This window comes from Nostoc sp. ChiSLP03a (genome assembly GCF_034531215.2).
Lineage (GTDB): Bacteria > Cyanobacteriota > Cyanobacteriia > Cyanobacteriales > Nostocaceae > Nostoc.
Genome location: NZ_JAVRBQ020000090.1, coordinates 41084 through 53520, shown reverse-complemented (window position 1 = coordinate 53520; position 12437 = coordinate 41084). Strand labels below are relative to the sequence as shown.

The following is a 12437-nucleotide window of genomic DNA, read 5'->3' as shown; positions in this document are numbered from 1 at the left end:
GCGATTTTTCATTAAACAGTCCCCCAACCAATCGGCGGTAGTGCTACCTGTTCGTCTACTTGAGAATGAGAAACAGCCGACATACTAGTTGACAGCCAGACAAACATCTCAATAAAATTTAATCCTTTCAGCTTTAAAGGAGTACGTACAGTTATTTGATTTAAACGCGTCATATTCGCATTTTCTACACCAACTGTAAAGAATGCTACCCGCTTGTTCGCTTCGTCTCCCTGTAGGCGCTGGGATGCTTGCTCTACCACTTGCTCTAACTCACCTTGGGGTTCTCCATCGGTAATCATAAATACCCAAGGACGATAGTAAGCAATCCCGTTGGCACGATACTGAGATTTCCGCTCTTGAATTATGTCTAAAGCTTTATGAATTCCTGCACCCATTGTAGTCAAGCCCTGTGCTGTCAAAATCGGCGGATTGAATTGATCGGCAGTCACAAAGTCTTGTACTACATTGATATTACTATCAAAAGTGACGATCGCCACTTCCACGCGTCTGGCGGCTAAGGAATTTTTGACTAGTTCATCCTTTAAGCTTAGTAAACCTTGATTTAAAGCTTCAATCGGCTCTCCTTGCATCGACCCAGATGTGTCTAATAAAAGTACACAAGGACAACGGGGTTCTGGGTTCTCAGCAAATTCTACTACTTCATCAAGTCTTAATGTATCATGCATAACTTTTTGTGTTATGTTAAAGTTCAAAGCTTTATTTCCCTTTGCTCAGAGTATATAGTTCCAATCGCCGAGGCGACTACAGAATATAGTATCTATTGGTAGATGCTCTAATCTTTATTAAACAAATTATTTTCATGAAGTTCTCTATATATTTAAGATGAACTTGAGTACAGCTTAGTTTAGCAAAAAAGAGTTTATCAAAACCCAGCATTACCTGTTGTAATGTATCTACCAAAAATTTATATCCATTAACCCTACAGTACAATAAATACGTAAACTTTTTTAGATAAGTTTTTAAAGATTTTATGTAGAAGAATCGTTTCTTTAAGGAAAAGTAATTAACCATAATTAAGTTCGTTAACTTTAGAAGTATACCAGTGTAACTACGCAAACTTGGAATTAAATATGCTTCTTGAAGTGAGTGGGCATAAAGAAACGTCATTATTAAGGTCTTCATTCAAGAGTTGTCAGTAGTTAGTAAAATCCAGAATTAACCAACATCCACTGATAATCTCGCTATGATAGATGCTTACCTTTATTCATACCTACTTGATTTTTGAGATAGATTAAGTAAAATGTGCTAAATGTAACAGACTACTTAAAAGTCTTACAATTTTTAATATATGTACATATTTTCAAATAAATAATTTGTGGTTAGAAAAATATTACAAAGAAGAGAATACTTTATAGCTCATATTTTCAATCTACAAATGTTCGCTTGTTGATTCCGCAAAAAACTTGAAAAATATGAATAACTCAGGTACATTCACCAAACTACGTCCTCTAAGTTTGTTAAGACAATTATCCAATTGTTCCGACAGTACTTGTTTACAAGTATTGAGTAACTCAGTTTCTTGGTCGATTTACTTAGAACAGGGCAAAATAACTTACGCTACCCATTCCGTGGAACCCTTTGATCGACTAGAACGCCATTTGCGACGCCTCAGCCAGCAAATTCCACTCCTGACTAATGAGGTTCGCCATCAAGTTCGGCTGATGTTTGAACCTGACTCACACAGTCAGTTAATCATAGATGACACTAATTCGAGAAGCCACCCTCCTGAGTATCAGGCTATATCCTGGCTTGTTAGTGAACAACATCTACATTCTACACAAGCAGCAGTACTGGTTCAAGAATTAGTTAAAGAGGTAATTGAATCATTTTTGCTCATCAAAGAAGGTACTTATGAATTAACAGAATCACTTGATAGAATGCCAAAAATTTGTCGATTAGGTGTCGAAAAAATTCTAGAGTATTGCCAATTAAGATTACAGAACTGGCAGGCTTTTATACCTAAAATTTCTTCAGCATATCAACGTCCCTATCTATTGATTAATAGCAAGTTTGATGACCAAGATTTACCCAATCTACAGCCAGATTTAATTAACTGGATGAAGGGTTTTAGCTTGTGTCATCTGGCTGTAATTTTGAATCAAGATGAAATTCAATTAGCTCGCAATTTATACCCTTACATCCTTAAGGGTGCGATTATCCTTCATGAACCCGATCCACCTTATGATAAATTACCAAAGATTTTTGAGGAGCGATGTCTACGACGGGCTACGCCTACGCTTTTCTCAAAATTGATTTCAGGGTTAGTTGACACGAAACAAGAACTAAGTAACACTGTTAATTCTTACCAAAATATTCCTGAAGAGAAAATAGTGCCTGTTCAGCGATTACCACAGATTTCTACTCCTTCCAAAGAAAACGTTCAGGAACCAACAATATCAAATAACATAAATTCTGCTTCCCCAAGAGTAACGGCTGCTACTGTAACAGTAAAAAAAGTCCACAAAATCGTTTCTGTAGATGATAGCCCTACAATTCTTAAAGAAATCAGTTATTTCTTAGAAAATGAAAATTTTTCTGTAGTGACTATTAACGATCCAGTGAAAGCAGTTTTGTCAATTATAAGGCACAAACCAGACTTAATTTTGTTGGATTTAAACATGCTAGGAATTGATGGCTATGAGTTGTGCCGGATTATACGAAATAATTCACTATTTCAAAATACTCCTATTATCTTTGTCACTGGGAATAAAGGAATCGTAGACAAAGTAAAAGCCAAATTAGTTGGGGCGTCTGGATATCTGACTAAACCGTTTACTCGCGCCGAATTACTGAAAATAGTCTTTATGCATTTGACTTAAATTAACTAGCTTACCCATTACATTTTAAAGAGTAATACTTCTGGGTTAATTACAGATTAGACTTACGCAAAAAGTGCTAAAAAGCTTAATTTATCGAACTGCCAAGAACGCCAATAACGTCAAGAATCGTAGAGTTTGCGTAAGTCCTAACAGATTGAAATTCTTGAAGTACTAGAAGGTTGATTCTTGCGCCGCTCAATGAGAGCAATGTCAACTGCAAAGCTTAACCCAGAAGTATTGTATTCAAAATGTAATCAACTCAAGTTGGTAAAAAGAACCATTGCCACAATAGACAGGCTTACAGATGCAAAACAGATGCCTTTCTGCCACAAACTTTTAGGCTATGGTAGAGAAATCATAATTTGGGTTGTTGTAGCCTGGATTTGATATGGCGGATGTTACAAGGTCAGAACTACTGAGTAAACTGCTGACATCAGTTCCTATATTTTGGCTAGGTTTAGTACTACCTAGCGATATCAGTTCGCCATTAACAGAGAAATTCCAGCCTTCATTACCAACGAGTGTTTTGTCATCACCACTAGCTTCAATCCGGTTTCCCAGGAGATTGCTGTTAGTTACATTGGCAGTGTTGCCACTACCAAGGATATCGTTTTTACTACCAGGTAGTGTATTGGCATTACCAAGGATGTCGTTGTTATTGCCTAAGTTCCAGTTACCATTACCGTTGGTTGTGCTCTCGTTACCAAAGCCCCAGTTGCCATTACCTTCAGTTTTACCGCCATCACCGTAGTTCCAGTTTCCATTACCGTTGGTTGTGTTACCACTACCAAAATTCCAGTTACCATTACCGTCGGTTGTGTTGTTACTACCATATAGCCAGTTACCGTTACCTTGGCCACTGTTATCGGTAGTATTTGCACCATCTAATTTTTGAATATCAGATATCCAGTTGTCACTCTTATAAGGTACAGGTTGACCGTTGCCAGTTTCAGGTAGGTTACTACCACTTTCCTTGGAGGGTGGAGTGCTGCCAAATGGTAAGTTACCAGGAAGGTTGCCGCTACCACCAGATGCGTTACCACTAGATGCGCCACCAGCAAAGGGGTTGCCGCTACCACTAGATGCATTACCACTAGATGCGCCACCAGCAGATGCATTACCAGCAGATGCGTTACCACTAGATGCGCCACCAGCAGATGCATTACCACCAGATGCGTTACCACCAGATGCACCACCAGCAAAGGGGTTGTCGCTACCACTACCTAATACACTAATATCACCGCCAAGGACTCCGATGAGTTGATTGAACGGATTATTAGTATCAGTTAAAGCCCGCTCGTCAAGTGGTCGCTCATAATTATATTTGTACTTTCCATCTTCACTGGTTGTGGATGAGTTACCACCACCGATGAAGGAAGCGAAAACACTACTACCACTAGCAGCACCACCAAAGCCATCGCCACCAGAGACACTGCCACCAAAGCCACCGCTAGCAGCACTACCAAAGCCATCGCCACCATCTAAACTGCTGCCATCGGTAGACTGCCATTTGCCATCACTGAAAGAAAAATTGCCATTACCAGTTAAATTCTTACTAGTACTTTGTGACCCAGTTGTTTGATTGCTATTGCCAGAAGTTGCCATTAGAATTAAACTCCTATTACTCAAACTGAAATACCTCTATCAAGAGGAAGATTAACGACATGAATGAAAGCATTTTTTTACTTTTTTTCAATAAAAACTACTAATAAAAACAGCAATCACCACATTTAGTAAAAGTATATAAAATCAGATTTACATTTAAAATGAACAAAATTTCGATTGGATTGCCTATTCTTTAGATTGGATTGTCTATTCTTTCGATATTGTTGAGATAGATTTCAGCAAATTGTCCGATCATCCTGATAGTGAATGCTTTAGAGGCAGTTTGTACAGTAATTTGTTCGGCTCCAAGAGGGGCAAATTTATCTCTTTGGAGTTCGACAACACAATACAATATAATTACACTACAAAAAAGAGGAAAGTGTAATTTTTGTAGTCTATTGAATGAGAAAATATTACTTGTGAGGTTTGCTCGAGTTTTAAAGATTCAAGTTCTGCGATCGCTAGAGCAAACGCATCTAAATTACTCTCGATCGCAACCAATGTTAAGAACCAACGAGAAAAATCAACATTTCTCATTTGATTTATTTTCCAAGTCTCAAAGCCATATCTCCGATGGGCTACGCCTTGTGAAATCGCGATCGTTGCTCATTTCAATAAGCTGGGCTTGTTGAGAAGAGAGAAAAAATAATGTCCCTTTTACATAATGTAATAATTGCTAAACTATGGACTAATAGTGCTAGAAAGTAAAAGTAGGTGAATCTTTAAGATAAGTAAGTCGGGGAGAATAAACCCAACTAGATTAAGAAACATAAACCATTTGAAACTTTTACAAATGACCAATGACAAATGACAAATGACGATTATTGGTAGTTAGCTTTATTTGTATCGTTCTACTTAAATTAAGCAAAAAATTCCTTGCAAAGCACTGTTGAAGTTCTTGAAATCAGAAAAAAGCTTGTGTATTTAGATTGCTGGTTTTATGGTATTTTAACTGAAGCGTGAGAAACCAAACGGTTCTCACTCTTAATAGTTATACAAGAAGCGATGTCTACGACGGGTTGCGCCAACGCACAAAGGTTAACTAATTACGTTTTGTGTTTTGAAGCTTCACTCTAGCAGAAAACAAAATAATTTATCAGTCTGCTTTCTGGTTAAACTAATAATAAAATTTCCTGACTATGGAGTATAAAAAATGAAAAGTGTAGTAAGCGCAGCAGTTATATTAACATTGATTGGTGGAGCAAATTGTCTTCCTAGCTATGGAATATCATCCAATATCAAGCCTTCAAGCATAGAAGTTAAATCAATTGCTCCAGGTAATCATCAACAATTGATGGCTAGAGTTGGAACTACTTTAAATACTCCATTTTATCTGAGATATGGAAGGACAGCTTACCTCCCCACTGAAAATATTGAAATCAAATTTTCAAAAGTTATCCAGGATTCTCGGTGTCCTTCTGATGTAACTTGTATTTGGCAAGGGCAAGTTATTATTGGATTAGACATCATAAAAAATGGTCAGCAAGTTTCAACATTAACGCTAACCCTTGTCCCAGGTCGTGATGCTTTACCAATTCAATTTTTAGATAAGTATTCGGTGAAATTGATCGAGGTTTCCCCGTACCCAAATAGCAAAAAGGCGATCGCGCTCAAAGACTACATTGCTAAAATTGTTGTTAGTAAAAATTAGATGACTAAATAATTCGTAATTCGTAATTCGTAATTCGTAATTAAAAAAGTTAGACTGAATCTGGATTTTCAGCTTTACATCTGTAGCCTGATTTTGGAGAATCGGTATTTCTTGCCTGCGTAGATATATTTACTTATTTTTACATTGCCTGTCTAACGTAGTAGGATTGTTCAAGTGAAAGGGTGTGCCTTGCGGGGCGAGTAGCCATCGATCGCTAGCAGGCACCCTAAAATAAGAGCAAAAGACGATTCCTAAAACAAGCACACTCCATGCGTATTTCTCTAAATTGGCTGCGCGAACTAGTAGAGATAAAACTTAGTCCAGAAGAATTAGCCGAAACCCTGACAATGGCGGGGTTTGAAGTTGAAGAGATTGAAGATCGCCGCACTTGGGCAAATGGCGTAGTGATTGGCAAAGTGCTTGAGCGTCAACCCCATCCCAACGCCGATAAATTGAGTGTTTGCCAAGTGGATATCGGTACAGGTGAAACTTTAAATATTGTCTGTGGTGCTGCCAATGTGAAGGCAGATATCTATGTCCCAGTGGCAACTACGGGTACTTACTTACCCAAAATTGATTTAAAAATCAAACCTGCAAAACTACGTGGTGTCCCATCTCAGGGCATGATTTGTTCTTTAAAGGAACTCGGTTTGCCTACCGATGTAGACGGAATCCACATTTTTACCCAGGAAAATTTACCATTGGGTAGTGATGTCCGACCGTTGTTAGGTTTAGATGATGTAATTTTAGACCTGACGGCAACTGCAAATCGCGCTGATGCTCTGAGTATGGTAGGTGTAGCCAGAGAAGTAGCAGCTTTAACGGGTGGAAAGTTGAGCATTCCTGAACCTGCTGAAGTCTCTATTTCCAAAAATGCCGGAAATTTAACTTTAAAAATTGCCGATACCCAAGCTTGTCCTGCATACATCGGTACGGTAATTGAACAGGTGAAAATTGCTCCATCTCCCGAATGGCTGCAACAGCGTTTGCGGGCGGCTGGGGTACGTCCTATCAGTAATGTGGTGGACATTACTAACTACGTTTTGTTGGAATGGGGACAACCACTGCACGCGTTTGACCGCGATCGCCTAAAATCTGTTGCAGGTGGTGAAAATTTAAGCATCGGCGTTCGCTTCGTCAATAATGGAGAATCGCTCAAAACCCTAGATGGACAAACTCGCACCCTAGCATCCCAAAATTTGTTAATCACCGCTAACGAAAAACCCGTTGCCTTGGCGGGAGTCATGGGTGGGGAAGAAACAGAAGTCCATCAAGGTACTCAAAGTCTAGTTTTAGAAGCAGCTTTATTTGATTCCGTGGCAATTCGCCGTTCTTCCCGCAGTGTTGGATTAAGAAGTGAGGCTTCTGGCAGATACGAACGGGGAGTTAACCGGGCTGAGTTGGAAATAGCCAATCGCCGCGCCTTATCCTTAATTAGCGAATTAGCGAGTGGAATTATAGTCCAGCAAGAAATTGCCGACACCCGCCCCGATCCGTCTACCTGGAGTCGTTCTATCGCCCTGCGTTTAGAGCGAGTTAATCAGATATTGGGGCCGATAGATTTAGGAGAAGATACAGGCGAACTGCAAAAACAAGATGTTGAGCGCATCCTAACTGCATTGGGGTGTCAGTTAACTTCTTCAGGAGAAGATAGCAGCCATCAACCTAGATGGTCAGTTTCCGTACCACCCTATCGTTACCGCGACTTAGAGCGCGAAATTGATTTAATTGAAGAAATCGCCCGTCTCTATGGTTACAACAAATTCTGCGATACTTTACCAGAAAAAGCGGAAGCTGGCTATCTGCCTTTAGATGAGGAAGTAATTCGCAAATTACGAGCTTTCCTCCGGGCTGAAGGATTGACAGAATTAATCCACTATTCTTTAGTCAAACCAGGAGAAGACAGAAATATAGTCCTGTCCAATCCCTTATTTGTTGAATATTCAGCACTGCGAACCGATTTGATATCTGGGTTAATTGATGCTTTTCAATACAATTTAGAGCAGGGTAATGGTGCCCTTAACGGCTTTGAAATCGGGCAGATTTTCTGGCAAGAAGAAGACGGTTTGCAAGAAACAGAAGCCCTAGCGGGAATTATCGGAGGGGATGTTTCCCTTGGCAAATGGTCAAAAAGTGGACGTGAAGAACCTATCACCTGGTTTGAAGCCAAAGGCATTTTAGAAAGTGTATTTCGGCAACTTAGCTTGCAAATCGAATTTCAACCCGATCGCCGCGACGATCGCTTACATCCCGGACGCACCGCTTCCCTCTGGATTCAGGGTAACAGACTAGGGATTTTTGGGCAACTCCATCCCCAACTGCGGCGAGAAAAAGGTTTACCAGATTCCGTTTACGTTTTTCAGTTGGATCTAGATGTGCTTTTAGATTCTCTCGGAGAAGATGAAGTCCTCATTCCCACATTCGGGCCTTATTCTACATATCCAGCTAGCGATCGCGACATTGCCTTTTTCGCACCCGTGAAAATCTCAGTTGTCGAAATTGAAAAAGTAATTACTAAAGCTGGTAAAGATTTGCTCGAATCAGTGGAATTATTTGATGAATATCGGGGTGAAAACGTCCCCGAAGGACAACGGAGTTTAGCATTCCGCTTAATTTATCGGGCTAGCGATCGTACCCTTACTGAGGCAGAAGTGGAACCAGTACACAATAAAGTCCGCGAAGCCTTGGTGGAAAAATTCGGCGTTAACCTGAGAAGTTAGGAGTTAGAAGTTTTTTGGTCTAGTTCCCAGGTTGAACCTGGGAATACTCTACTTACTGACCAAAAATTTTCAACTCTAGATCGGGGCGTATTATGAACACGCTGGAAATAATTCAACAAATTCAGCAGACGCAATCACACATGTCTCTCACGTTTGATAGTCCTAAATCAGTCAAACTACAGGTTAAGCAAATTTCTCTATTACAAAAGCAACTTAGAGCGATCAAAAAGGAGGTTAATGCAAATATACGTAATATTAATCAAGAAGCAAGTCAATCTGGTACAGATAGTGTTGTGTCGGTTGGCTTAGATATTTTTGGTAAACACAAGTGGGCTGGAAGGTTGAGGGCAGAAACTCGACGTGCAATTGAACGAGAAAAAAAATTATCTCGTCAGCCATACATTGAAATCAAACAAGCAATTGACAATCTCATTTTAGAGGGAGATCGGCTCAAGCTCTTGGCAGAGCAATATCTTATTAACCAGTAGGAGTAACAAGCAATTATGCCTAAATATGTACTCTGGGGAACTTACTGCGAAGACGTTATCGAAAAACGCGCCCCCTATCGTCAAGCTCATTTAGACGGATTAGCAAAACAGAAAGAATCCGGTGTGCTGATTACCATCGGCCCCACTAAGGATGTTACAAAAGTTTTTGGGATTTACGAAGCCGAAGACGAAGCCACTGTGCGCCAGTTAATTGAGAACGATCCTTACTGGAAAAATGGCATCTGGACTGAATATTCAGTCAAAGAATGGATTCAGGCTTTATAAATTGGGCATTGGGCATGGGAGAATTAGCATCAACGTTGAACCTTTGAACATGAACGTTGAACCTTTGAGCATCAACGTTGAGCCTCTGAACATCAACATTGAACCTCTGAGCATCAACGTTGAACCTTTGAGCATGAACCTTGAACCTTTGAACATCAACGTTGAACCTCTGAGCATGAACCTTGAACCTCTGAGCATGAAACTTTCAGTTTTAACTCTCACCGATCTCTTCCATCTCCCCATGCCCAATGCCCCATGCCCCATGCCCACATAATTATGAAAATTTGGCAGGTTGATTTTTATCGTCGTCCCTCACAAGATGCGTCTGGACAAATTTTATGGGAATTGTTGATTTGTGACGCAACTCGCAGCTTTGAATATGAAGCCACCTGTCTCCAGTCAGCAGCAAATTCTAATTGGGTTGCGACTCAACTTGAGCTAGCTGCTGGGGAAAAATTGCCAGATGTAATTCAGGTGTTTCGTCCTCAGTCTCTAAGCTTAATTGAAGCGGCTGGACGCAACTTAAGTATAAATGTCGAACCTACCCGCCACACCTTGGCGTTAAAGCAGTGGTTACAAGAAAAGCAATATCCCTTAACGCTGGATAAACCACCCCCAGCACCATTACCAGAAAACCTCTGGGGAGAACAATGGCGTTTTGCAAGTTTAGCTGCTAGTGATGTAGAAACGAGATTTAGCGATCGCCCTATTCCCATTTTGCACATCCCGGAACATTTCAAACCGATCAATTTAGGTTTGGCATCAACAGTCCCCGTTCCTGGTGTAGTAATTTATGGGGGACGGCAATCAATGCGCCTAGCACGGTGGTTGCAGCAAGCCCGTCCTGTAAGCTTGAACTACATTTCTGGCGCACCGGATGGCTTAATATTAGAAGCTAGCTTGGTGGATAGGTGGATTGTTGCCACATTTGAAGATCCAGAAGTTACAACAGCAGCCCAAGCATTTGAACAACGTAAAAAGCATTGCCGAGGATTGCATTTTTTGTTAGTTCAACCCGATGATTCTGGTATGACTTATAGCGGCTTTTGGTTATTACAAGCAGAAAATTAATATTAATGGCCAAAAATATTTGTCTGCTTAATTTTGATCGCTAAATAAATCGACTAAAGTGATGTCTGACCACAAGTAAATATGGGTCTACGCTTTACTGTAATTTGCCTATACAGGACAAGTGTATAAGTCTAGCAAATTTTAGTATGATTATAAAGTCATACTAAATAGTAATACTCAAAATTATTGATAGATGCTCAAAGTCACAATTACCTTAGAAGAAGACATTCTGCAATTTGTAGATCGGTATGCACAGGGAAACCGTAGTGCATACATCAATACACTGCTAGCAGAACACCGCCGCCGAATTTTAGCAGCAGAAATGATTATAGCGCTAAAGCAGGATGTTGAAAATGCAGAGTATCAAGCTGAAATTGCTGCTTGGGATGGTGTTGCAGGAGATGGCATAAATGCCAGGGAGTAATTTAACTTATCGGCGAGGAGAAATACGTTGGGTGAATCTCGATCCAACAGTGGGAGCTGAAGCAAAAAAAATCCGCGCTTGTTTGATTGTGCAAAATGACATCATGAATCAGTATGGATTACTGACAATCGTCATACCATTTCGCCCCGGAAGTAAACAAGCCCCCTATGTTGTCAATATAAAAGCAACACTAAATAATGGACTAGACCAAGACCGTTTTATTGATGTTGGGCAAATTCGTGCTGTTGATTGTAGTCGTATTTTGGGTTTAATTGGTGTACTAGAGTCAGACTACTGGGAACTTATTCATACAGCTTTAAATGTAGTTTTAGGATTTGTGGTTTAGAGGTATTAGGGAATAAAAATAGAGATAAAAATGAGGCAAAGGCGATGAACAAATCAAACTATTTCTTCCTGTTTTTGACTTAAATACATCGCAATTCCTTTCTCGTAGTAAGCTGCTTCATTAATAAAAATAGGATAAACAGTAGACGCTCCCTCATAGAAAATATCTTTTCCTTCAAAAGTCAGAAACATTGGATCGCCTGGATGCAAAGGTTCATAATCCCTAAACTGAAGCTGGGGGTGAATCATGGCTTGAATTTCCCCGCGTAGGCGCAGCCCACCGTAGGCATCGCTTCTCGGATAATCGATAGTCTGAATGTATTTATAAAGTGTAAGGTGATTGCTTGTCTGCGGAATATTACCCTGATTGCACTTTTCAAAATAATCTAAAACTGCATAAATAAGCTGTTCTGTCTCCTGAAATAATTTGGCGTTTAAAACATTTTGAGCTACAGCACCAACTTCTATAACAAAACCCAATTCGCACAAAGAACGGAGAAAACCATTTTCTTTTGATTCCTGATTAATAAAGACTTTCACCAAAGGATTGATAGAACTTAAATAAGCGCCTAACCGGAGCAAGAAAGGATGCATATCACAAAAAATCAGACTTAACCCCATATTGGCAGTTGTGCTATGCAAATCAACAATTACATCTACAAAGGGCTGATTTTGCGGTTGCAATATCTGTTGAATTGCTTTTGCCCGCATATCTTCATAACTTAAGAGTTGAGGATTTTGTAAACCTTGATTAGTGAAACAACGATTTAAATCTTTTTCAATGTATCGTTTTCCTTCTTCAATAGCTTTGAGATTGCCAAGTAATGCCAGAGTTTCAAAACTTGCCCTATTAATTAAATTAGGATATTGCTGAAACTTTTTGACTAAATGTACTCCTGTTAGCTCATTACCGTGATTTCCTCCAACGATCGCAACTCGTTCAATCTGACTCATAACAACCTCATCTCTAAAAAACTACCCTACGGTTATTGAGAATGGTGCAAGATC

Annotated in this window: 13 protein-coding genes; 9 read left to right on the top strand and 4 right to left on the bottom strand. The window is 39.8% G+C overall.

Annotation, left to right across the window (positions count from 1 at the left end):
* Nucleotides 1-11: 11 nt before the first annotated feature.
* Complete coding sequence (locus tag RMY32_RS14615; RefSeq protein WP_322660910.1) at nucleotides 12-686, bottom strand: vWA domain-containing protein; 675 nt, start codon at nucleotides 684-686, stop codon at nucleotides 12-14.
* 747 nt (nucleotides 687-1433) lie between these two features.
* Between RMY32_RS14615 and RMY32_RS14610 the strand changes: the two genes are divergently transcribed.
* A complete protein-coding gene (locus tag RMY32_RS14610) occupies nucleotides 1434-2840 on the top strand; it encodes a response regulator (RefSeq protein ID WP_322709150.1) in 1407 nt (468 codons plus the stop codon).
* Nucleotides 2841-3176: 336 nt separating this feature from the next.
* Here RMY32_RS14610 and RMY32_RS14605 read toward each other — a convergent pair whose 3' ends face one another.
* Together RMY32_RS14605 and RMY32_RS14600 are read right to left on the bottom strand one after the other, a co-directional pair.
* Nucleotides 3177-4445 (bottom strand): hypothetical protein, encoded by a 1269-nt coding sequence (locus RMY32_RS14605; RefSeq protein WP_322709149.1) that lies wholly within the window; start codon nucleotides 4443-4445, stop codon nucleotides 3177-3179.
* A gap of 357 nt (nucleotides 4446-4802) precedes the next feature.
* Complete coding sequence (locus tag RMY32_RS14600; protein ID WP_322709148.1) at nucleotides 4803-4982, bottom strand: hypothetical protein; 180 nt, start codon at nucleotides 4980-4982, stop codon at nucleotides 4803-4805.
* 616 nt (nucleotides 4983-5598) lie between these two features.
* Between RMY32_RS14600 and RMY32_RS14595 the strand changes: the two genes are divergently transcribed.
* The 8 genes from RMY32_RS14595 (at nucleotide 5599) to RMY32_RS14560 (ending at nucleotide 11430) form a co-directional block, all read left to right on the top strand.
* Entirely contained in the window at nucleotides 5599-6096 is a 498-nt protein-coding gene (locus RMY32_RS14595) for a hypothetical protein (protein WP_322709147.1), read from the top strand.
* A gap of 269 nt (nucleotides 6097-6365) precedes the next feature.
* Nucleotides 6366-8816: a phenylalanine--tRNA ligase subunit beta gene (gene pheT / locus RMY32_RS14590; RefSeq protein ID WP_322709146.1), complete on the top strand. Its 2451-nt coding sequence runs from the start codon at nucleotides 6366-6368 to the stop codon at nucleotides 8814-8816.
* Between the two features lie 92 nt (nucleotides 8817-8908).
* Nucleotides 8909-9304 (top strand): hypothetical protein, encoded by a 396-nt coding sequence (locus RMY32_RS14585; RefSeq protein WP_104909346.1) that lies wholly within the window; start codon nucleotides 8909-8911, stop codon nucleotides 9302-9304.
* 15 nt (nucleotides 9305-9319) lie between these two features.
* Nucleotides 9320-9589: a YciI family protein gene (locus tag RMY32_RS14580; protein WP_289799149.1), complete on the top strand. Its 270-nt coding sequence runs from the start codon at nucleotides 9320-9322 to the stop codon at nucleotides 9587-9589.
* Between the two features lie 49 nt (nucleotides 9590-9638).
* A complete protein-coding gene (locus RMY32_RS14575) occupies nucleotides 9639-9863 on the top strand; it encodes a hypothetical protein (protein ID WP_322709145.1) in 225 nt (74 codons plus the stop codon).
* Nucleotides 9864-9865: 2 nt separating this feature from the next.
* Nucleotides 9866-10660, top strand: coding sequence for a Tab2/Atab2 family RNA-binding protein (locus RMY32_RS14570; protein ID WP_322709144.1), 795 nt, complete (start codon nucleotides 9866-9868; stop codon nucleotides 10658-10660).
* A 193-nt stretch (nucleotides 10661-10853) separates the two neighbouring features.
* Nucleotides 10854-11084 (top strand): CopG family transcriptional regulator, encoded by a 231-nt coding sequence (locus tag RMY32_RS14565; RefSeq protein ID WP_322709143.1) that lies wholly within the window; start codon nucleotides 10854-10856, stop codon nucleotides 11082-11084.
* Nucleotides 11071-11430, top strand: coding sequence for a type II toxin-antitoxin system PemK/MazF family toxin (locus tag RMY32_RS14560; RefSeq protein WP_322709142.1), 360 nt, complete (start codon nucleotides 11071-11073; stop codon nucleotides 11428-11430). The genes RMY32_RS14565 and RMY32_RS14560 overlap by 14 nt, the downstream gene beginning before the upstream one ends.
* A gap of 53 nt (nucleotides 11431-11483) precedes the next feature.
* On the opposite strand, the gene RMY32_RS14555 is transcribed toward RMY32_RS14560, so the two are convergent.
* The gene (locus tag RMY32_RS14555) at nucleotides 11484-12383 is read right to left on the bottom strand and encodes an aspartoacylase (protein ID WP_322709141.1); all 900 of its coding nucleotides are present in this window, start codon (nucleotides 12381-12383) and stop codon (nucleotides 11484-11486) included.
* Between the last annotated feature and the right edge of the window lie 54 nt (nucleotides 12384-12437).

Bases quoted from the DNA above. Each gene is read 5' to 3' on its own strand.
- RMY32_RS14615 (WP_322660910.1), bottom strand. From the start codon at position 686: ATGCATGATACATTAAGACTTGATGAAGTAGTAGAATTTGCTGAGAAC.
- RMY32_RS14610 (WP_322709150.1), top strand. From the start codon at position 1,434: ATGAATAACTCAGGTACATTCACCAAACTACGTCCTCTAAGTTTGTTA.
- RMY32_RS14605 (WP_322709149.1), bottom strand. From the start codon at position 4,445: ATGGCAACTTCTGGCAATAGCAATCAAACAACTGGGTCACAAAGTACT.
- RMY32_RS14600 (WP_322709148.1), bottom strand. From the start codon at position 4,982: ATGAGAAATGTTGATTTTTCTCGTTGGTTCTTAACATTGGTTGCGATC.
- RMY32_RS14595 (WP_322709147.1), top strand. From the start codon at position 5,599: ATGAAAAGTGTAGTAAGCGCAGCAGTTATATTAACATTGATTGGTGGA.
- pheT (WP_322709146.1), top strand. From the start codon at position 6,366: ATGCGTATTTCTCTAAATTGGCTGCGCGAACTAGTAGAGATAAAACTT.
- RMY32_RS14585 (WP_104909346.1), top strand. From the start codon at position 8,909: ATGAACACGCTGGAAATAATTCAACAAATTCAGCAGACGCAATCACAC.
- RMY32_RS14580 (WP_289799149.1), top strand. From the start codon at position 9,320: ATGCCTAAATATGTACTCTGGGGAACTTACTGCGAAGACGTTATCGAA.
- RMY32_RS14575 (WP_322709145.1), top strand. From the start codon at position 9,639: ATGAACGTTGAACCTTTGAGCATCAACGTTGAGCCTCTGAACATCAAC.
- RMY32_RS14570 (WP_322709144.1), top strand. From the start codon at position 9,866: ATGAAAATTTGGCAGGTTGATTTTTATCGTCGTCCCTCACAAGATGCG.
- RMY32_RS14565 (WP_322709143.1), top strand. From the start codon at position 10,854: ATGCTCAAAGTCACAATTACCTTAGAAGAAGACATTCTGCAATTTGTA.
- RMY32_RS14560 (WP_322709142.1), top strand. From the start codon at position 11,071: ATGCCAGGGAGTAATTTAACTTATCGGCGAGGAGAAATACGTTGGGTG.
- RMY32_RS14555 (WP_322709141.1), bottom strand. From the start codon at position 12,383: ATGAGTCAGATTGAACGAGTTGCGATCGTTGGAGGAAATCACGGTAAT.